Genomic DNA, 18,637 nt, shown 5'->3' with positions numbered 1-18,637 from the left:
TCAACGCTCCTGCATCATCTGCACGGTGGCCACAAGCGCCGCGGACCCCGTCAACATCACATTGTTGTCGGTCACGTCCACGCGCAGCGTGCCGCCCTTCACCTTGATGCGCCAGTGGCTGATGTCGGTCTTGGCGCGCAGCACGATCGCCGTGGCGCACAGGCCGGTGCCGCACGACATCGTCTCGCCGCACCCGCGCTCATACACGCGCATCGTGGCTTCGCCGATGTCGGTGGCGGCGTCGATCTCGTCGATGCGCACAAACTCCACGTTCTGGCCTTCGTCGATGCTCGGCTCCACCACCGGCCGCACGCTCAGATCGAGGTTGTCGAGCACCGGCAGCGAGGTGAAGGCGTCCTCGACGACGGTCACCACATGCGGGTTGCCCATGTCCACGAACGTGCCCTTGCCTTCGCCAACCGCCGCGTCGACCGTCACCGTATAGGCGTCCTCCTCGCCAATCGACCATGGGCCCATGTCCACACGGAACAGCTGGGTGCCCAGATCGGGGCCGTCGGCGAGCGGTGTCAGTGTTTTGATGCCGGCGCGCGTGCCCAACCGCAGCGGCTGGCCCTCGGTCACGACCGCCAAGTGCATCGCCTGGATGAACAGCGCCGTCGCGCGCGCGCCATTGCCGCACATCTGCGCCAACGTACCGTCCGCGTTGCGGTAGTCCATGAACCAGTCGATGTGCGCCTTCGCGAGCTCCTCACGCTGGGCGTCGGTCAGGTCGGCCACGTATTCGGGGTGGGTGACGCGGATCACGCCGTCGGCGCCGATGCCGAAGTGCCGGTTGCATACATGCGCGATCTCCTTCGGCTGCGGGTCATAGGCACCATGGTCGTCGGCGAACATGAGAAAATCGTTGCCGGTCGCCTGTGCTTTGGTCAAAGTCTGTGCAATAGTCATGCCTTCACTGTACTCGCCCGTGTTCCGCACGACTGGCCGCTGTGCCCTCGGCGCGCAATGCCGCCGCGGCATATAATGGCACTCGATGCCATGTCACACGGGCATACGGAAAGGACGGCGTGATGAGTTCATCTGCACCAATCGGCGTATTCGACTCCGGGTTGGGAGGTATTTCCGTGGTGCGACAGATCCGTGCGGAGATGCCCCATGAGCGCATCCTCTTCTTCGGTGATTCCGCGCATGCCCCTTACGGCACCAAAACACCCCAGGAAGTGCGCGCACTGTCACGCACCATCGTGGAACATCTCGTGGAACAAGGCGCCAAAGCGATCGTCATCGCCTGCAACACCGCCACGTCGGCCGCCGTGAACGAGCTGCGCGACGAATACAGCCTGCCGATCATCGGCATGGAGCCGGCGCTCAAGGTGGCGTGCGACCGCGGGCACGGGGTCCCCCAGCGCGTTGTGGTGGCGGCCACGCCGCTCACGTTGCGTGAGCACAAGTTCGCCGCACTGATGCACCGCTTCGAATCAGACAACACCATCTGGCCGCAGCCGTGCCCAAAACTCGTCGAGATCGTGGAGCACGGCCAGCTCGGCGACCATGACCTCGTCATGCGCACGTTGCACGGCTATTTCGACCAGTACGACCTGCCCACCGTGGATTCGGTCGTGCTCGGCTGCACGCATTTCGTGTTCTACCGCGACTATTTCCGCGAGTTGCTGCCCGAATCCACCGCGATCATCGACGGCAACCACGGCACCGTGCACCATCTCGACGTGATCCTCGAATCCCTCGGCGCACTCGCGCCGGAAGACCAAACTGGATCCGTCACATTGACCAACTCCGACCCCTCCCCGCGCGTCGAACAGCTTGCACAGGCGCTGCTTGACGCCCCGCCGTGCGCCGCGTGAGGCGCGGCACCGGCTGATTTCCCCAGACATTTCACAGAATACATGAGGCGAATATGAGTGAACAGAACCCCCATATCACCGCGATCATCGACGTCGGCGGCGGATTCCGCGCGATCTTCGGCGCCGGCGTGCTCGACCGCTGCCTTGAGGAAGGCATCGCGTTCGACCACTGCTATGGCGTCTCGGCCGGCAGCGCGAACCTCACGTCGTTCCTCGCGCACCAGCATGGGCGCAACCACACGTTCTACACGCAGTATGCGTTCCGCAAAGAGTATGCGAGCGTCAATTCGTTCATCCACAACCACAACTTCGCGAATCTCGACTATGTGTATGGCACGTTGAGCAACCATGACGGCGAGAACCCGCTTGACTACGAGGCCTTCGCCGCCGACCCCGCGCAATTCACCGTGGTGGCGTGCGACGCGCGCGACGGTTCCACGAAGTACTTCACCAAAGACGACATGCATTACGACGATTACGACATCCTCAAGGCGAGTTCGGCCGTGCCGGTGGCCTGCCAGCCGTATGTGATCGACGGCGTGCCGTATTTCGACGGGGGCATCGCCGACCCGGTGCCGGTGCAGAAGGCGATCGATGACGGCTGCGACCGCATCGTGCTCGTGCTGACACGCCCGAAAGACGTGATCCGCGAACAGCACAAGGATGTGGCTCCGGCGCGCATCCTGCGCCGGAGCCACCCCGAAGCGGCCGACCGTCTGCTCGAACGCTACGAGACGTACAACACCGAGGTCGCTGCGGCCAAGCAATACGAAGCGGAGGGCATAGTGCTGATCCTCGCCCCCGAGGAGCTGTACGGGCTGTCCACGCTGTCGAAGACCTACGAGGGCCTCGAACGCATGTACCGCGCCGGCTATGGTCAGGCGGGGCGCATCGCCGACTTCCTCGCCGCCTGAACCGTCAGGATTCCTGGGATGTGACCATCGCCTTGGTCATCTGGTCGAACACCTCGCTGTAGCCGCCGGGCGTGGAAGCGGGCAGCACCACGGTCTTCGCGTTGTTCGATTCGGACAGCGAGCGCAGCACGTCGAGGTACTGGTTGAACAGCACCACGTTGTTCACGGCATTGATGTCCATGCCCACTTCCTGCAGGCTCTTGATCTGGTCGACGATGCCGTTGGCGATCTCGCGACGGTAGTTGGCCTGGCCTTCGCCCTGCAGACGCACCTTCTCCGCCTCCGCGGCGGCCTGCGTCTCGATTTGGATGCGCATGGCCTCCGCGCGTTGGCGCGTGGCCTCTTTTTCGCGCTGGGCGGCGTTGATCGAATCCATCGCCGTCTTGACCTGCGGGCTCGGGTCGATCGACGTGATCAGTGTCTTGACCACGGTGAAACCGAAGCGGGCCATCTCGTTGCCCACGGTCTGCTGCACGTCGGCCGCCACATCGTCTTTGCGCGCGAACGCGTCATCGAGCGTGAGCGTGGGGATCGCCGAACGCAGCGCGTCCTCCATGTACGAACGCAGCTGTCCTTGCGGGTCACGCAGTTCGTAGTAGGCCTTCGCCACGTTCTCGGCGTTCACGCGGTACTGCGTCGAGGCCACGATCTCCACGAACACGTTGTCGAGCGTCTTCGTTTCGATCTTCACGTTGAGCTGCGAGACGCGCATGTTCGTCTTTATCGCGATGCGGTCGATCAAAGGCAGCTTGCAGTGGATGCCGGCGAACTTGACCGCATGGAATTTGCCGAACCGTTCGATGATGTACGCTTGCTGCTGCGGCACCACATACGCGGTGCACACCAGCACGATGATGACGAGCACAGCGATGACTACAAGTGCGATTGCCATGGAATCTCCTTCTCGGCGCGGCCACGGTGGCCGCAAGTCTCATTGCCTGCAATCGTAGCAATGGCGTCAAAACGCGCGCGACCCCTGCCCACGAGCTGGACAGGGGTCACACTGGAATCACGGTCCCCGTTTGCGGGAGCCCATATCACTTACTTGGTGGTTTCCTCTTCGACCACGCCGCCTTCCACCACGATGTCGTCGGGGTTCGCCGCGTCGCCGTAGACCGGTTCGAGCGTCTCCTTGTAATCCTCGTGGAAGAACCGCTCGTTGCCGAGCGTCTCGATCTCTTCGTTGATGTAGTCAAGCAGTTCCGTGTTGCCCTTCTGCACCGCCGGTGCGATTGTGTCCACATCGCCCAGATTCGTCACATCGACCACGTAGCCCTTGTTTGCCTTAGCCCATGCGAGCACTTCGGTGTTGTCGGTGCTCATCGCGTCGCCACGGCCGTCGAGCAGCGCGTTGTATGCATCCGCGTACTGGTCGAACTTGAGCAGCTTGATCTCGGGGTAGTTCTTCTCGAAATACGTTTCGGCGGTCGTGCCCTTGGCCACGATCAGCGTCTTGCCTTCGAGGTCCTTCACGTCCTTGATCGGCGCGTCCTCAGGCGACACGATGCCCAACGAGACCTTCATGTACGGCTTCGCGAAGTCCACCTTCTCCGCGCGTTCGGGCGTCACGGTGAAGTTGGCGAGCGTCACGTCCACCTTGTTCGAGCTGAGCACGTCGACGCGCGCCGCCGGATCGACCGACGTGTACACCGGCTTCACGCCCAGGTCCTTGGCGAGGCGTTCGGCGAACACCACGTCATAGCCCGCGTAGTTGCCGTCCTTGTCCACATAGCCGAACGGCGCCTTGTCGGAGAACACCGCCACGCGCAGCTCCCCCGACTGCTTGATCTCGTCGAGCGTGCGGGCCTTGGCGGCCGAACCGCCCTGCGCGCTCGAACCGGTGGCGGTTCCACCCGCCTCGCTCGGCGTGCCCGCGTTCGGGCCGCAGGCGGCGGCGCCGAGCACGAGCAGCACGCCCGCGGCGGCTGCGGCAAGGGTCTTGCCCACGTTCTTCCATACTGCTGTTGTCATGAGTTGTTCCTTTCTGCTGGTGCGTGCGCCTGCGGCGTCACGCCGTCTGTGCGCCGGCGCCGTCCTTTTCCGTGCGGCGGTGGCGGCTGAATTCGAAGGTGCGCAGGAACTCCTGCGCGCGTTGTGTGGTTGGGTGCGCAAAGAACGCTTCCGGATCGTCGGACGTTTCCACGATGCCGCCGCTGTCGATCATGATGATCTTGTCGGCGATCGCCCGCGCGAACTGCATCTCGTGCGTCACGATGAGCATCGTCTGCCCCGCATCGGCCAATTCGAGCACCACGTCGAGCACTTCATGCACCATCTCGGGGTCGAGCGCCGCGGTCACTTCGTCCATGAGCATGAGCTCTGGGTGTTCGATCAACGCGCGGCAGATGGCGACGCGCTGGCGCTGGCCGCCCGAAAGCTCGTGCGGCTTGGCCTGCGCGCGGTCCGCGAGGCCGACGCGCTTGAGCAGTTCCATCGCTTCGCGCTCCACGTCTGGCTTGGGCCGCTTCTGCACCATGACTGGCGCCATCGTGATATTGCCGAGCACAGTGCGGTTTGGGAACAGGTCGTAGCTTTGGAACACCATGCCGATTTTGGTGCGCAGCTGGCTCGAGCGCTTGGCCCGCCCCGACTTTTCGTTGCCGGGCTCGCCGCGGTCGATCACCTGGCCGTTGAGCGCGATGGTGCCGCCTTGGATGGGTTCAAGGCCGGCCACACACCTCAACAGCGTGGATTTGCCCGAGCCGGATGGCCCGATGATCACGAGCACCTTGCCTTTCGGCACGTCAAACGATATGCCGTCGAACACATTGCGTTCCGCCCCCGCATAGTGCTTGAGCAGATTGTCGACCGTGAGCATTGGCTCACTCATTCGCCCACCTCTTTTCCAGATACCGTGCTGCCATCGAAAGCGGCCAACACACCACAAAATACATCGCGAAGATCACTCCATAGACCCACAGTGTGCCGGCCGGGTAATCGAAGCGGTGCGCGTCGATGATTTGCTGGCCCACTTTGATCACTTCGACCACGCCGAGCAGGGTGGCCAACGACGTGGTCTTGACGATGCGCGTGGCTAGGTTCACCGAGGCAGGCAGCAGCCTGCGCACGGCCTGCGGCAGGATCACATGCGTGAAGGTCTGCCAGTTGCTCAGGCCCAGCATGTACGACGATTCGTATTGGATCGCCGGAATCGATTCGAGTGCGCCGCGCACGAGGTCGCCAAGTTCGGCGCCTCCCCATAGTACGAACACGAACACGCAGGCGCCGGTCGCATCCAGATTCCAGTCCCATGCGCGCGCCAATCCATAGAACGCGATGAACAGCAACGCGAGCTGCGGCATGATGCGGATAAAATCCAAGTAGATGCGCATGATCACCCGGATCACCGGATTGCGCAATGTCATGAGCCAACCGGTGACAAGACCCACCGGCACGCTCAACGCCACCGAGACCGCCGCAAGCCATATCGTGACCCACAGGCCCTGCAGCAGACGCGGCATCACGCCCGGCTGGAGCAGGATGTTAGCGCTTTGCATAATCGAACCTCCGCTCCAACCAGGTGCCGATGATCGAGATCGGCAACAGAATGATCAAATATGTCACAATCAGCAGGAACAGCGCCTCGTAGGTGGTGTAGTACATGCCGATGAGGTCCTTGGCCATGTACATCACATCGGCGAGCGCAATCGCCGAGACCACGGAGGATTCCTTGATCAGGAAGATCACGTTGGCCACCACGCCGGGGATCGATGTGCTGATCGCCTGCGGAATCACCACATGCAACATCGTCTGCCGCGAGCTGAGGCCCAGCATGTAGGCGTTCTCGCGTTGGATCTGCGGAACCGCCTCAAGCCCGGCGCGCATCGCCTCGCTCATGTAGGAACCGCCGAGGAAACCCAGGCCGATGATCGCGCACATCTCCGCAGACCAGACAAACCCCAGTTTCGGCAAGCCGAAATACAGGAAATACAATTGCACGAGCAGCGGTGTATTGCGGCTGACCTCGATGTACACGCGGACGATCTGGCGCAATACCGGTATGCGCGCGGTCTCGATCGCCGCACACACCAATCCGGTGAGTATGGCGAGCGCGATGCCGAACACCGATATGAACAGCGTCATTTCCGCGCCGGTCACAAAAAACGGCGCGTACCGCGAAACGAACGCCCAATCGAGCATACGACGATCCCCTCCTTTCAAAGGCCCTCGGCTGGTGGATGGTGACGCACAGGTCACCGCGGACTCATTGTATCTGTTTTGTGAAGCATATTCGCTTCAAGCGTGCAGTTTTTCCATATCCGGGGAGAGCTTGCCTATGCGCGCCACGGCCTCGTGCAGCCGCTGTGGAGGTTGGAGCAGGCTCAAGCGCACATACCGCACGCCGGCGTTGCCGAAGCAACTGCCCGGCAACGCCGCCACTCCGGCCTCACCGAGCCAGCGCGCCGCCAGTTCATCGCCCGTCATCGCCGCAGGCGCCTGTGCCCATACATACAATCCGCCTTGGGATGCGAACACATTGTAGCCGGCGGCACGCAGGCCCTCAGCCACAATCGCACGCCGCGCCGCGTACCGTGCGGCTTGCTCGCGCACAAACGCTTGGTCCCCGGCGAGCGCGGCGGCGCCGGCGTCCTGCACGAACGATGTGACCATGGAGCCCATCTGGTAGTGGTACTGCTTGACTGCGGCGACGAGCTGTTCGTTGCCGGCCACGAACCCCGCGCGCCAGCCGGCCATCGCGTACATCTTCGACAGTGAGACGATCTCGAGTCCCACGTCGCGCGCGCCCGGCACTGCGAGCAGGCTCTTCTGGTTCTCGTGCACGCCAAGGCCGGCGTAGGCGAAATCATGCACAATGGCGAACCCGTGGCGGGCGGCGAGCTCCACCGCGCGGGCGAAGAAGCGCGATGGGGCCTGTGCGCCGGTGGGATTGTTCGGGTAGTTCAGCACGAGCAGCTTCACGCGGTCCCATGTCTCGCCCGGCACCGCGTCGAGGTCCGGCAGCCAACCCAGCTCGGCGCGCGCGGGCAGCGGCAGCTCCTCGGCGCCGAGCATCCGGGCCATGCAATGGTACGACGGGTAGTACGGGTCGACGAACGCCACCACATCACCGGGGTCGAGCAATACGGCGAAGGCCGCGGCAAGCCCGTCGACGGCGCCTTCGACCGCGAATAGCTGCGTGCCGGGATCCAACGCCACGCTGTGCTCATGCGCGTACCATGAGGCGGCCGCCTGCAGGAACAGCGGCTTGCCGTCAAACGGCGTATAGCGCGCGTTCTCCGGGCTGTCGACGGCCGCTTTTGCCTCTGCACGGATGCGCGCTTCAGGGAACCCGTCGGGATTGCCTTTCGACAGGTCGATCACATCGACGCCGCGCGCACGCGCCTGTGCGACTGTGCGGTCCATTCGCTCGAACACATTCGGCGGTATGGATTGGGCCGTTTTCGACAATGCGATGGTCATGGACACTCCTGAGGGATGGGTGATGGCTGGTGGGGGCTGTCAGTGCGTGAACCTGAGCGCGAGGCGGTCGCCGGCCCATTGGATGAGCTGGACAAGGAGCACAAGCAACACGACGATCGCGATGAGCACGCCGGTCTCATACCGGTTGTACCCGTATTGGATGGCCAGGTCGCCGATGCCGCCGGCACCGATGGTGCCGACCATCGCCGAATAGCCCAGCAAAGAGATCACGGTAAGCACGATGCCCCGAATGAAACTCGGCAACGCCTGCGGGAACACCGCACCAGCGATGATCTGGCGCAGCGGCGCTCCCGTCGAGACCGCCGCTTCGAGCAACCCCGGATCGACGTCGGCGAACGCGCTTTCGGCGATGCGCGCGAAGAAGGGGATCGCCGCGATCGATAGCGCGATGGCGCCACCGGCCGGCGTATACGGATCGCCGATACACAGTTGGATGAGTGGGATCAGCACAACGAGCAGAATCAGAAAAGGCAGCGAACGGATGGCGTTCACCACAAACCCGACCACCGTGTTGACGAGCCGGTTCGGTGTGAACAGCCGCGCCTGTGTCAGATACAGCACGACCGCGAGCGCCGTGCCGAACACCACACCGACTACCGTGGCTATGCCGACCATCGTGCAGGTGTCCCAGAGCGCCTTGCCCAGATGTTCGCGCAGAATCTCCGCTGTGTCACTCATACCAGCACCTCCTGCTGTACGGTCTTTTTCGTCTGTGCTGCCGTGCGCGGGCCGCCGCCGTACGGCGAGTCAAGCGCTTGCTCGACGGCGGCGTCGGTCAGTTCTTTGAAGCCGAACACGGTTCCGCGCAGTTCGTCGAGCGCGTCCTCGACGTCCTGTGCTCCGCGCTGCCCTTCGCGAATCGCCGCGACGAGCACCACGAGAGTGCCGATCGGCTGTGTACCGAAGTATTCGACGTTGCCGTGCAGCACATTGATGGCCACACCATGCCGGCTGGAGACCGCGCTGATGAGCGGATCGAACGCATGGTCGCCCTTGTACCGGAGTTCCACGAGCCTGCCGACGGGCAGTTCCGGCACCAGACGTTCCGGCACCGCCACGCCCAGGAACCGTTCCACGAGCGCCTGCGTCGTCTCGTGATGGGGCTCAGCGAAGACATCGAATGTCTTCCCCTGCTCGATGATCACGCCGTTTTCCATCACAGCCACACGGTCGAAGATGCGCTGTGCGACCTCAAGTTGGTGGGTGATGAAGACGATGGTGACGCCGAGTTCCGTATTGATGCGCTTGAGCAATGCGAGAATGCCTTCGGTCGTCTCCAGATCGAGCGCGCTCGTCGCCTCATCGCACAGCAGTATGCGCGGATTGTTCGCCAGTGCGCGGGCGATCGACACGCGCTGCTTCTGCCCGCCCGACAGGCTGGACGGGTAGCTGTCCATCTTGCCGGAAAGCCCCACGAGTTCGAGCAGTTCCTGCGTGCGCCCGCGGCGGCGCGCCTTGGGAACGCCGCCCGCGCGCAACGCGAACTCGATGTTCTTGCCCACGGTCGCATTGCCGATGAGGTTGAATCCCTGGAAGACGAATCCGATGGATTTGCGCAGGTCACGCAACGGGCCTCCCCTCAACCCCGTGATGTCGCGCCCATCGATGAGCACACGGCCCGAGGTGGGGCGTTCCAGCAGGTTGATCATGCGCACAAGCGTGCTTTTCCCGGCGCCGGAAAAGCCGACGATGCCGAAGATCTCACCCTGTTCGACTTCGAGACTGGCGTGTTTGACCGCCTCGATGGTGTGTCCGGCCTCATGGAACGTGACCGAGACGTCGTCAAGTGTGATGATGGCGGCCATGGCTCACTCCTTCCACGCGGTCGGCTTGCCGAAATCCTTGAATTCACTGGCGGCGATCGCGTCCTTGAATTCGTCGCTGACGAGCAGCTGCTGCACCTTCACTGCAAAATCGGAGTCTTTGTTGGCGCCGCTCACGGCGAAGACATTGATCACGCCGTCGCCTTGCTGTTCAAAGGCGAGGGCGTCCTGAGCCTTGAGCCCGGCCGCCCATGCGTAGTTGCCGGGCACAAGCACCACGTCCACAGTGTCGAGGGAACGGGCGAGCTGTGCGGCATCGAGCGGCTTGACAGTGAGGTTCTTTGGATTGGACGCGATGTCGTCGGTCGAGGCCTTCGTCGCGTCCACATCGCCATCGAGTGTGATGAGCTTCTGCTGTTCGAGCACACCAAGGCTGCGCGCCAGATTGGAGGCGTCGTTGGCGATGCCGATGCTGGCGCCATCCGCGATCTCGTCGATGGAATCGTACTTGTTGGAATACACACCCAAGCCGAGTGTGGGCACCTGGCCGAGGGACACCAGGTCAAGATTGTTGTCTGCGCTGAACTTCGCCAGATAGTTGCCGTGCTGCATGAGGTTCGCGTCGATGCTGCCGGCGGCAAGGGCCTTGTCCGGCTGCACGTAATCGTTGAACTCCTTTGTGATGAGCTCGTAGCCATCGTCTTTGAGCAGTGGCGCAATGACCTCCTTGACCATGTCCCCATACGGTCCGGGGCATACGCCCACTTCAATCGTTGTGGTGCCGCCGTCTTGCGGCTTGTCGATCTGGCCGGAGGCGGCGGCAGCGTTCCCGCCACATGCGGCTGTGGAGAACAGCACGCATGCCGCAAGCGCTGCGGCGATGGTCGAAACCGGAGTGCGGCGTGTGATGATTGCCATGATGGTGTTCCTCTCGTAAGGTTCAGATGGTTTCCGGATGGTGGATCGCATAGGCGTGTTCCGCCAGATGCACTTCGTCGGTGAGGAATTCATGGAGCGGGCAGGTGCTGCCATGCTCGCGTCCAAGCTGGGCGAGGTAGCCGTTGATGTAGTCGACTTCCGTCGGGCGGCATCGTGTGAGGTCCTGGTACATCGACGGATAGTGCTTCGGGTGTGCCACGGCGGCGGTGCGCATGATCGTGTCCACTTCGCTTTCCCGTGTGCCAAGCAGCGTGATGCCCGCGGCCTCGGCCGCGCTGTAGGCCTCATCGACCAACCGCTCGGTGAGCGTGGCGGCACTGGGATGCGCCGCGAATTCCCCGAAGCGGATCCGGTACATGGTGCACAGCGTGTTGAGCACGGAATTGAACACGATCTTCGCCACGCACATGCCTTCGAAATCCTCAACGACCGTGGGGTTCAGGGTCGCCGCACGGAAGTCCTCGACGATGGCGCGCTCCACCGGATCGCTTTCGGGCGTATGGCCGTCGTATGCGCACAGGTTCATCGCCTTGGCATGGGCATCGCCCGTGAAGTTGAAGTCGCCCGGGCCGTACACGTACGCGCCGATGAGCGCTGTTCCCCCGTAGATACGGTCTGCGGGGAAATACCCGTTGAGCCGCTCGAAGTGCCCATGGCCGTTCATTGCGGAGAACACGGCCTGGTGGCTGCGGAACAACGGCGCACACCGTTCGAGCAACCCCGCCAACTGATGTTGTTTGACGAACACGATCCACACATCGGGGTCGCCGGTGTATTCCTCCGGGTAGTAGACGTCGATGGGCACCAGATGGCGGTCCTGGCCATCCTGCGAAACATACGCGCCGTTCTGGGCGCGGATCGCCTCGATGTTCTCACTCCAGCCATCGATGAAGTCCACATCGCACCCAGCGTTCTCCTGCAGGAGCACGCCGAACTGTATGCCCATGCCACCTGCGCCGATTACCGTATACCTCATTCGTCTCCCATCCTCTGCGTTCCAAGTGAGGGGCCGGCCCGAAGCGGGCGGCCGCGACAACTCACAATGTACGGGACGTGCGGCGGCGACATCACGGCGTGGCTATACGAAGAATTGATACAGTGCGGAAGCCCCGAAACGGCGCAAGCCCTGACCACAACACAACAAAACGGGCGTGTGCAGTGAATTTTCCACCGTACACGCCCATTGATAACCGTGTTTTATACCCGGCGATGCACCGGGGCTATATCCGCATCCGCACGTTATGCCACGGAACGCTCCAGATCCATCGTGTGGTGCATGCCCTTGGTCCACACCAGATAATAGACGATGCCGAGCAGCGTCCAGATGACGCCCACGATCCACACGTCCAGCCCCAACGACACAAAGATGACAAAGGTCACAATGGCGCCGATGAGCGGACACAGGATCGAACGCCAGAATGTGCGCCCCTTGTATTGGCGGCCCTTGATGCCCAGCCCCCAGATCACCACCACGTTGAGCATGAAGTAGGTGGAAAGGGCGCCGAAGTTGCTCACCTTGGCCGCGGTGTTCTGTCCCACGAAGATGAACACAAAAATCAGCACGAGGTTCACGATGGCCGTGAATAACGTGGCGCCAGTGGGCACGTTCGTCTTCTTGTTCAAGGTGCCGAGGAACTTGGGCAGACCACCGTCCTGGGCCATCGTGTACATGAGGCTCGAAATCGCGGTCATGCCGGAAAGCGAGGTGAACAGGCCGAGGGCGAGGGCATTCGCCACGGCGCACAGCACGCCAAGCCACTTGCCGGCGAGTCCGGCCACCGCGTAGAAGCCGCTGTTCTGGTTGGCGATCATGATGTTGCCGGAGGGATCCATGCACATCGTCAGGAAACTCATCGACATGTACAGGAAGCCGAGGATCAGCACGATGATGATCATCGCCTTGCCCGGGCCCTTCTTCGGCTGCACGCATTCGTCGTCAAGCGTCACGATCGAGCCGAAGCCCACATACGACAGCGCGCACAGCGAGACGGCGCTCATCATCGCGCCCATATCAAACTTGGATGGATTGAAGAAGGCGGTGCCGGAGAAGCGCGCGGTCTCGGGGTGGCGCACCACGTAGATGACACCGAAGACGAAGAACAGCGCGAGCACGATGAGCTCGGCGGTCAGGGCGAGCTTGTCCACGAGCACAGTGGCGCCCATGCCGCGCATGGCGATGCCGGTGATGAGCGCAAGGAACACCACACACCACACCCATACCGGCACTCCCGGCAGGTATTGGTGCAACGCGTTAGCGGCCATGAGCAGCATGATCGCCGGTGTGATGAGGTATTGCAGGATCATGAGCCAGCCGACGACAAAGCCCACGCCAGTGCTCATCTCATGCGAGGCGTAGATGTAGATGCTGCCGCTCGAGGGGAACAGCGGCACCATCATGCCGAACGAAAGCGCGGTGAACAGCATGGCCACCATGGCGATCAGGTATGCGATGGCCGGCATGCCGTGCGAGACGGCGGCCACCGAGGCGATGATCGAGAACGGGGCGATCGGCACCATGAAGATCATGCCAAAGACGATGAGGTCCTTGGTGGTAAGTGTGCGCTTGGGATGGGTCTTGCCTCGTGCTGCCGTCTGCACGGCGGTCCCCTTCCCTGTACTGACTGATCCGGCGGTGTTCGCAGCCATGATGCTCCTCGATCCTTCATCCATGTAAGCCTTTGCTTCTTGCAATATAGCTCGCCGCATACAGGCCACGGCGCAAAACACGGCACATTTTCCTGTAAGCGTCTGCATACGCCACCGCACGCATGCTGCTAGATTCCACACACTGCCGGTTGTTGCCGTTGTTGCGCTGTACGCTCACAGACGCATGGCATGCGGTATGTTGACCATGCCTCGAGAGACGATGGTGGGCATGTTTGTGCGTCACGCCACGTTAGATGATCTCGATGCCCTGGCGAGTGTGGAAGCCGCGTGCTTCCCCCCAAAAGAGGCCGCTGACATCGAAAGCCTCGCCAACCGCATCGAGCGCTTCCCCCAGCATTTCTGGCTGTTGGTCAATCCCGACTCCTCGGCCGGCGACACGTGCTTCCCCGCACGACTCGAAGACGGCATGCTCGTCAGCTTCATCAATGGCATGACGACCGACGAGCGCGACCTGCACGACGACATGTACAGCTGCGCGGACATGCACGACGAGCGCGGCGCATGGCAGATGCTGTTCGGCGTGGAGACCGCCCCGGTATACCAGCACCGCGGATGCGCTGCCTATCTGATGCGCCGTGTGATTCTCGACACCGCGATCGCCCACCGCTCGGGCATCGTGTTGACATGCAAGGAGCGTCTTGTGGGATTCTACGAGTCGTTCGGCTTCATCGACGAGGGCGTGAGCCTTTCGAACCACGGCAATGCGCTGTGGCACCAGATGCGTCTCACGCTCAACGACGACGCGGATGAGGTGACGTCGGACAGCATCCGCCGCGCGATGGCCGAGACCACAAGCTATCTTGACCACAACGGCACGAGTACCGGGCAATTCCGTGTGCTTGCGCAGTAATGCAGAACAATGAGAATTCTTTGCGAAGAAGCACCCTAGTATTGTGTATTCGCCGCATGGCATGCGTTAGACTCGTGCGTTGAAGAGATGTCGACAGAGTTTACCCGATACGCCACAGTCACGCTCCATGGTGGAGTCATGGCAATGCGGCTACGGAAGGAGCAGCTATGCCTTTGGTCACTCGGCCCGCCGAACGACTCCCCAAGGATTACATCGCCTTGGACCTTGAGACCACCGGTCTGAGCGCGCAACGTGATCGCATCACCGAAATCGGTGCGGTGAAGATTCGTGACGGTCGTATCGCCGACCGGTATGCGCAGCTTGTCAATCCCGGTGTGCTCATCTCCCCGCGCATCACCCAGATCACTGGCATCACGAATGCCATGGTCGAGCATCAGCCGGCCATTGAGGATGTGCTCGAGGACTTCATCGATTTTCTTGGCGACGATATGATCATCGGGCACAATGTGCGCTTCGACATGGGTTTCCTCGCCGAAGCCGAGCACCGCACGTTGCAGTTCGTCAGCAATTTCCGTCGCCCCACGCTCGACACGATGACGATCGACAAGCGCCTCTTCCCCACCGAACGCCATCGTCTGGTGGATCTGATCCGCCGGTATGGCATTGCGGACACGGAAGAGCATCGCGCGCTTTCCGATGCGACGCAGACGTATCAGTGCTTCGAATGGCAGCGACGCTATATCTCGTGTGATGTGGCGCTCCTGCCCACTTCGCAGGGCTGATTCCCACCCGCATATGCAAAGAGGGCGCCGCCCGCAGCAGGAACAGCTACGGGCGGCGCCCTCTATTGGTATCGATATACCTTATATATCTGGTTGATGGTCACGGTCTGGGTATGGCAAAGCCCACCGGGTTGGGGTGGGCTTTGTGTCAAGTGTGGTGCGGCGGTGTGCTACTCTCCCACACCCTGTCGGGTGCAGTACCATTGCCGTGCCAGGTCTTAGCTTCCGGGTTCGGAATGGGTCCGGGCGTCTCCCCTGGGCCATGGCCGCCGCAAGTCTTCAATTGTCAACCCGTGTGGGTTGGTTGTGTGGTTGTTTGGGGACCGGTGGGTGGACGCGACGCGTGTGTGTGTTCGTGACTGTCGACCAAGTGTGTGGTTGGTCTGGTTAGCGTAGTAGGATGCTTGGCCAGTGCCCGTGGAACGGGTCTGGTGTGTTTGTGTTTCGACCGTTAGTGCCGGTCAGCTCCACCGCTCGCGCGGCTTCCACGTCCGGTCTATCGACCAGGTGTTCTACCTGGGGTCTCACGCCACCTCGAGGGGTGGTTAGGAATCCTTATCTTGGAGCGGGCTTCCCGCTTAGATGCTTTCAGCGGTTATCCCTCCCGAACGTGGCCAACCAGCCATGCCGCTGGCGCGACAACTGGCATACCAGAGGTTCGTCCACCCAGGTCCTCTCGTACTATGGGCAGGCCTCCTCAGGATTCCAACGAGCGCAGAGGATAGAGACCAAACTGTCTCACGACGTTCTGAACCCAGCTCGCGTGCCGCTTTAATCGGCGAACAGCCGAACCCTTGGGACCTGCTCCAGCCCCAGGATGCGACGAGCCGACATCGAGGTGCCAAACCATCCCGTCGATATGGACTCTTGGGAATGATCAGCCTGTTATCCCCGGGGTACCTTTTATCCGTTGAGCGATGCCGCGTCCGTACGCCGGCACCGGATCACTATCTCCGACTTTCGTCCCTGCTCGATCCGTCGATCTCGCAGTCAAGCCCGCTTGTGCGATTACACTCGACACCCGATTGCCAACCGGGCCGAGCGGACCTTTGAGCGCCTCCGTTACTCTTTGGGAGGCAACCGCCCCAGTTAAACTACCCGCCAGGCACTGTCCCCGACAAGGCTCACTTGTCCGGGTTAGGCATCAGATGGGGACAGAGCGGTATTTCACCGGCCGACTCCACACACACTGGCGTGCGTGCTTCACAGTCTCCCGCCTATGCTACACAATCCGCACCTGATGCCAATACCAAGGTATAGTAAAGGTCCCGGGGTCTTTTCGTCCTTCTGCGCTTAACGAGCATCTTTACTCGTACTGCAATTTCGCCGAGCTCCTGGTCGAGACAGCGGGGAAGTCGTTACGCCATTCGTGCAGGTCGGAACTTACCCGACAAGGAATTTCGCTACCTTAGGATGGTTATAGTTACCACCGCCGTTTACCGGGGCTTGAATTCACCACTTCGCGCGGCAAGCCGCGCTGATGGATCCTCTTAACCTTCCGGCACCGGGCAGGCGTCAGTGCATATACGGCGACTTGCGTCTTGGCATGCACCTGTGTTTTTGGTAAACAGTCGCTACCCCCTGGCTTGTGCCACCCCCCACCGCTCGAGGGCCGCATGGGCCCGTCACCGCGGGGGGTCTCCCTTATGCCGAAGGCACGGGAGCGGTTTGCCGAGTTCCTTGACCAGGATTCGCTCGCTCGCTTTGGTATACTCTACCTGACCACCTGTGTCGGTTTGGGGTACGAGCGGCCCAAGACCTCACGCCGAAGCTTTTCTCGGCCGACGGGATCACCGGATATCGGGCCCTAAGGGCCCCCATCGTCACGCCTCACCCCACAATGCCCCCGGATTTGCCTGGGGGCGGGGCCACACGCTTGACCAGGGAAAACCACCTCCCCGGCCGGCTACCCGTCCGCGTCACTCCACGCGCTCGACCCCAAGGCGCCCCACACAGACCCGGCCATCACCGGCCAACCCGAAGGAAGGACGGTTCCGGCGGAAATGTGTGTTCGGCCAGGGGGCCGCTTGTCGGTCAAAGGGCCGGTACGGGAATATCAACCCGTTCATCCATTCGACTACGCCTGTCGGCCTCGCCTTAGGACCCGACTCACCCAGGGACGACGAACGTGGCCCTGGAACCCTTGGTCATCCAGCGGCAAGGATCCTCACCTTGCTCTCGCTACTCATGTCTGCATTCTCACTCCCATACGGTCCACCACAGGATCACTCCGCGGCTTCAACCCGGCATGGGACGCTCTCCTACCCAACAACCACAAGGGTTGTTGCCGCGTCTTCGGTGGCGTGCTTGAGCCCCGCTACATTGTCGGCGCGGAACCACTAGACCAGTGAGCTGTTACGCACTCTTTCAAGGATGGCTGCTTCTGAGCCAACCTCCTGGCTGTCTATGCGACTCCACATCCTTTCCCACTTAGCACGCGCTTGGGGACCTTAGACGACGGTCAGGGCTGTCTCCCCCTCGACGACGGAGCTTATCCCCCGCCGACTCACTGCTGGCATACACACGACAGGTATTCGGAGTTTGGTTGCTATTGGTACCCGGTACGGGCCCGCAAGCATCCAGTCGCTCTACCCCCTGCGCGCAATCAACCAACGCTGCACCTAAATGCATTTCGGAGAGAACCAGCTATCACGGAATTTGATTGGCCTTTCACCCCTAACCCCAGGTCATCCCCTCAGTTTTCAACCTAAGTGGGTGCGGTCCTCCACGCGGTCTTACCCGCGCTTCAACCTGCCCAGGGCTAGATCATCCCGCTTCGGGTCCAGGACACGCGACTGAACAACGCCTTTTAAGACTCGCTTTCGCTACGCCTCCACCTCCACGGCTTAGGCTCGCCACATGCCACTGACTCGCAGACTCATTTTTCGATAGGCACGCCGTCACCCCACACGGGGGCTCCGACGGTTCGTAGGCGCACGGTTTCAGGAACTCTTTCACTCCCCTCCCGGGGTGCTTTTCACCTTTCCCTCACGGTACTGGTACACTATCGGTCAGACAGGTATACTCAGGCTTACCCAACGGTCTGGGCGGATTCACACGGGATTCCACGAGGCCCGCGCTACTCGGGACACAACCCGCCAGACCATGCGCGTTCGGCTACGGGGCCATCACCCTCTACGGCCCGGTATCCAACCCGGTTCGCCTCACACACGGTTTTATCACTGGCGGCCGGCGCGTCGGCACCGGCACGGCCGCTCCCACGACACCAGCGCCGCAACCCCCGACGGGTATCACACGGCACCGGTTTAGCCATCATCCGCTTTCGCTCGCCACTACTCACGGAGTATCCTTTCCTGCAGGTACTGAGATGTTTCACTTCCCTGCGTACCCCCCGCAAACATTCCTGCGGTGCCGGCCCACAACAGCCGGCGGGTTACCCCATTCGGACACCCTCGGATCAAAGCCCTGTCGGCGGCTCCCCGAGGCCTATCGCGGCCCCACACGTCCTTCATCGGTACTGCCTGCCAAGGCATCC

The 18,637-nt window shown here is 61.9% G+C and carries 16 protein-coding genes and 2 rRNA genes; 4 read left to right on the top strand and 14 right to left on the bottom strand.

The features are described 5' to 3' along the window. Positions 1–909, bottom strand: a complete 909-nt coding sequence (gene dapF / locus BPSG_RS07545) for a diaminopimelate epimerase (protein ID WP_026644178.1) — start codon at positions 907–909, stop codon at positions 1–3. A 122-nt stretch (positions 910–1,031) separates the two neighbouring features. Here dapF and murI point away from each other — a divergent pair, with 122 nt between their 5' ends. Together murI and BPSG_RS07535 are read left to right on the top strand one after the other, a co-directional pair. Further along, the gene (murI, locus tag BPSG_RS07540; protein ID WP_026644177.1) at positions 1,032–1,823 is read left to right on the top strand and encodes a glutamate racemase; all 792 of its coding nucleotides are present in this window, start codon (positions 1,032–1,034) and stop codon (positions 1,821–1,823) included. A 53-nt stretch (positions 1,824–1,876) separates the two neighbouring features. After that, positions 1,877–2,737: a patatin-like phospholipase family protein gene (locus tag BPSG_RS07535; RefSeq protein ID WP_033502379.1), complete on the top strand. Its 861-nt coding sequence runs from the start codon at positions 1,877–1,879 to the stop codon at positions 2,735–2,737. A gap of 4 nt (positions 2,738–2,741) precedes the next feature. On the opposite strand, the gene BPSG_RS07530 is transcribed toward BPSG_RS07535, so the two are convergent. The 11 genes from BPSG_RS07530 to BPSG_RS07480 form a co-directional block, all read right to left on the bottom strand. After that, complete coding sequence (locus tag BPSG_RS07530; RefSeq protein WP_026644175.1) at positions 2,742–3,629, bottom strand: SPFH domain-containing protein; 888 nt, start codon at positions 3,627–3,629, stop codon at positions 2,742–2,744. A gap of 149 nt (positions 3,630–3,778) precedes the next feature. Further along, positions 3,779–4,708, bottom strand: coding sequence for a cysteine ABC transporter substrate-binding protein (locus tag BPSG_RS07525; protein ID WP_026644174.1), 930 nt, complete (start codon positions 4,706–4,708; stop codon positions 3,779–3,781). Positions 4,709–4,745: 37 nt separating this feature from the next. Then, entirely contained in the window at positions 4,746–5,567 is an 822-nt protein-coding gene (locus BPSG_RS07520) for an amino acid ABC transporter ATP-binding protein (RefSeq protein ID WP_026644173.1), read from the bottom strand. After that, positions 5,560–6,234, bottom strand: a complete 675-nt coding sequence (locus BPSG_RS07515; protein WP_026644172.1) for an amino acid ABC transporter permease — start codon at positions 6,232–6,234, stop codon at positions 5,560–5,562. The genes BPSG_RS07520 and BPSG_RS07515 overlap by 8 nt, the downstream gene beginning before the upstream one ends. Further along, positions 6,221–6,877 carry an amino acid ABC transporter permease gene (locus tag BPSG_RS07510; protein ID WP_026644171.1) on the bottom strand — a complete coding sequence of 219 codons (657 nt, stop codon included), beginning with the start codon at positions 6,875–6,877 and terminating at the stop codon, positions 6,221–6,223. Before BPSG_RS07510 ends, BPSG_RS07515 begins: the two co-directional genes overlap by 14 nt. 96 nt (positions 6,878–6,973) lie before the next feature. Next, positions 6,974–8,158, bottom strand: a complete 1,185-nt coding sequence (locus BPSG_RS07505; RefSeq protein ID WP_026644170.1) for a pyridoxal phosphate-dependent aminotransferase — start codon at positions 8,156–8,158, stop codon at positions 6,974–6,976. A 39-nt stretch (positions 8,159–8,197) separates the two neighbouring features. Next, positions 8,198–8,857 carry a methionine ABC transporter permease gene (locus tag BPSG_RS07500; RefSeq protein WP_022858083.1) on the bottom strand — a complete coding sequence of 220 codons (660 nt, stop codon included), beginning with the start codon at positions 8,855–8,857 and terminating at the stop codon, positions 8,198–8,200. After that, positions 8,854–9,984 carry a methionine ABC transporter ATP-binding protein gene (locus BPSG_RS07495; RefSeq protein WP_080699296.1) on the bottom strand — a complete coding sequence of 377 codons (1,131 nt, stop codon included), beginning with the start codon at positions 9,982–9,984 and terminating at the stop codon, positions 8,854–8,856. The genes BPSG_RS07500 and BPSG_RS07495 overlap by 4 nt, the downstream gene beginning before the upstream one ends. A gap of 3 nt (positions 9,985–9,987) precedes the next feature. After that, a complete protein-coding gene (locus tag BPSG_RS07490) occupies positions 9,988–10,860 on the bottom strand; it encodes a MetQ/NlpA family ABC transporter substrate-binding protein (protein WP_051592134.1) in 873 nt (290 codons plus the stop codon). 22 nt (positions 10,861–10,882) lie between these two features. Continuing rightward, the gene (locus tag BPSG_RS07485) at positions 10,883–11,857 is read right to left on the bottom strand and encodes a ketopantoate reductase family protein (RefSeq protein WP_026644168.1); all 975 of its coding nucleotides are present in this window, start codon (positions 11,855–11,857) and stop codon (positions 10,883–10,885) included. Positions 11,858–12,120: 263 nt separating this feature from the next. Continuing rightward, the gene (locus tag BPSG_RS07480; RefSeq protein WP_080699295.1) at positions 12,121–13,527 is read right to left on the bottom strand and encodes an APC family permease; all 1,407 of its coding nucleotides are present in this window, start codon (positions 13,525–13,527) and stop codon (positions 12,121–12,123) included. A gap of 229 nt (positions 13,528–13,756) precedes the next feature. Here BPSG_RS07480 and BPSG_RS07475 point away from each other — a divergent pair, with 229 nt between their 5' ends. Further along, complete coding sequence (locus BPSG_RS07475; protein ID WP_026644166.1) at positions 13,757–14,398, top strand: GNAT family N-acetyltransferase; 642 nt, start codon at positions 13,757–13,759, stop codon at positions 14,396–14,398. Positions 14,399–14,565: 167 nt separating this feature from the next. Next, positions 14,566–15,141 carry a 3'-5' exonuclease gene (locus tag BPSG_RS07470; RefSeq protein ID WP_033502378.1) on the top strand — a complete coding sequence of 192 codons (576 nt, stop codon included), beginning with the start codon at positions 14,566–14,568 and terminating at the stop codon, positions 15,139–15,141. A gap of 157 nt (positions 15,142–15,298) precedes the next feature. Here BPSG_RS07470 and rrf read toward each other — a convergent pair. Together rrf and BPSG_RS07460 are read right to left on the bottom strand one after the other, a co-directional pair. Further along, positions 15,299–15,415: ribosomal RNA gene (gene rrf, locus BPSG_RS07465) — 5S ribosomal RNA — on the bottom strand. A 157-nt stretch (positions 15,416–15,572) separates the two neighbouring features. Continuing rightward, positions 15,573–18,637: ribosomal RNA gene (locus BPSG_RS07460) — 23S ribosomal RNA — on the bottom strand; the annotation flags it as partial.

It is taken from the genome of Bifidobacterium pseudolongum subsp. globosum (assembly GCF_000741295.1).
GTDB classification, from domain to species: domain Bacteria; phylum Actinomycetota; class Actinomycetes; order Actinomycetales; family Bifidobacteriaceae; genus Bifidobacterium; species Bifidobacterium globosum.
This window is presented reverse-complemented; position numbering and strand designations above follow the sequence as displayed.

Excerpts from the sequence above, each read along its gene's own strand:
- dapF (WP_026644178.1), bottom strand. The coding sequence starts at position 909 with ATGACTATTGCACAGACTTTGACCAAAGCACAGGCGACCGGCAACGAT.
- murI (WP_026644177.1), top strand. The coding sequence starts at position 1,032 with ATGAGTTCATCTGCACCAATCGGCGTATTCGACTCCGGGTTGGGAGGT.
- BPSG_RS07535 (WP_033502379.1), top strand. The coding sequence starts at position 1,877 with ATGAGTGAACAGAACCCCCATATCACCGCGATCATCGACGTCGGCGGC.
- BPSG_RS07530 (WP_026644175.1), bottom strand. The coding sequence starts at position 3,629 with ATGGCAATCGCACTTGTAGTCATCGCTGTGCTCGTCATCATCGTGCTG.
- BPSG_RS07525 (WP_026644174.1), bottom strand. The coding sequence starts at position 4,708 with ATGACAACAGCAGTATGGAAGAACGTGGGCAAGACCCTTGCCGCAGCC.
- BPSG_RS07520 (WP_026644173.1), bottom strand. The coding sequence starts at position 5,567 with ATGAGTGAGCCAATGCTCACGGTCGACAATCTGCTCAAGCACTATGCG.
- BPSG_RS07515 (WP_026644172.1), bottom strand. The coding sequence starts at position 6,234 with ATGCAAAGCGCTAACATCCTGCTCCAGCCGGGCGTGATGCCGCGTCTG.
- BPSG_RS07510 (WP_026644171.1), bottom strand. The coding sequence starts at position 6,877 with ATGCTCGATTGGGCGTTCGTTTCGCGGTACGCGCCGTTTTTTGTGACC.
- BPSG_RS07505 (WP_026644170.1), bottom strand. The coding sequence starts at position 8,158 with ATGACCATCGCATTGTCGAAAACGGCCCAATCCATACCGCCGAATGTG.
- BPSG_RS07500 (WP_022858083.1), bottom strand. The coding sequence starts at position 8,857 with ATGAGTGACACAGCGGAGATTCTGCGCGAACATCTGGGCAAGGCGCTC.
- BPSG_RS07495 (WP_080699296.1), bottom strand. The coding sequence starts at position 9,984 with ATGGCCGCCATCATCACACTTGACGACGTCTCGGTCACGTTCCATGAG.
- BPSG_RS07490 (WP_051592134.1), bottom strand. The coding sequence starts at position 10,860 with ATGGCAATCATCACACGCCGCACTCCGGTTTCGACCATCGCCGCAGCG.
- BPSG_RS07485 (WP_026644168.1), bottom strand. The coding sequence starts at position 11,857 with ATGAGGTATACGGTAATCGGCGCAGGTGGCATGGGCATACAGTTCGGC.
- BPSG_RS07480 (WP_080699295.1), bottom strand. The coding sequence starts at position 13,527 with ATGGCTGCGAACACCGCCGGATCAGTCAGTACAGGGAAGGGGACCGCC.
- BPSG_RS07475 (WP_026644166.1), top strand. The coding sequence starts at position 13,757 with ATGTTTGTGCGTCACGCCACGTTAGATGATCTCGATGCCCTGGCGAGT.
- BPSG_RS07470 (WP_033502378.1), top strand. The coding sequence starts at position 14,566 with ATGCCTTTGGTCACTCGGCCCGCCGAACGACTCCCCAAGGATTACATC.